At 67.5% G+C, this 800-nt stretch carries 1 protein-coding gene; it reads left to right on the forward strand.

Annotated elements, in window-relative coordinates:
- Nucleotides 1-800 (forward strand): condensation domain-containing protein (locus tag FJV41_RS49400; RefSeq protein WP_246137912.1); only part of this gene is annotated, 800 nt, incomplete at both ends.

The raw sequence follows: 800 nt of genomic DNA on the forward strand, positions 1-800 counted from the left end.
CTGGGGCCCGACAACCACGTGGCCCTGGTCACCATGCATCACCTGGTGACGGACCGCTGGTCGCTGGGTGTCTTCGTCCGCGAGCTGATGGCCTTCTACGCGGCGGAGGTCACGGGACAGGCGCCCGCGATTCCCGAGCTCGTCATCCAGTACTCCGACTTCGCGGAGTGGCAGCGCGAGCGGATGCAGGGTGAGCGGCTGCGCGTCGAGCTGGACTTCTGGAAGCAGCACCTGAAGACGTTGCCAGCGCCGTTGGAGCTGCCCACGGACAGGCAGCGCCCGGCGCGCCAGACGTACCGGGGCTCCCGCCAGTTCGTCACGCTCCCCGTCGCGCTCACGCGTGCGCTGAAGGAGGTCAGCCAGCAGGAGGGGGCCACCCTCTTCATGACGCTCTTGGCCACGTTCCAGACGTTGATGCACCGGCACTCGCGACAGACGGACATCACCGTCGGCTCGCCCATCGCCGGCCGCAACGTGCCGGAGCTGGAGACGCTGATCGGCTTCTTCGTCAACACGCTGGTGCTGCGCAATGACCTGGGCGGCAACCCCACCTTCCGCGAGCTGCTGCGCCGCGCGAAGGAGGTGTGCATGGCCGCGTACGCACACCAGGAGCTGCCCTTCGAGAAGCTGGTGGAGGAGCTGCAGCCCCCGCGTGACTTGAGCCGTCACCCGTTGTTCCAGGTGATGTTCAGCTTCCAGAACACCCCGCGCCAGGACCTGTCGATGCCGGGGTTGCAGTCCACCTATCTGCTGGTGGACCCGGGCTCGGCCAAGTTCGACCTGCTGCTGGAGCTGCGCGA

It is taken from the genome of Myxococcus llanfairpwllgwyngyllgogerychwyrndrobwllllantysiliogogogochensis (assembly GCF_006636215.1).
GTDB lineage: Bacteria > Myxococcota > Myxococcia > Myxococcales > Myxococcaceae > Myxococcus > Myxococcus llanfairpwllgwyngyllgogerychwyrndrobwllllantysiliogogogochensis.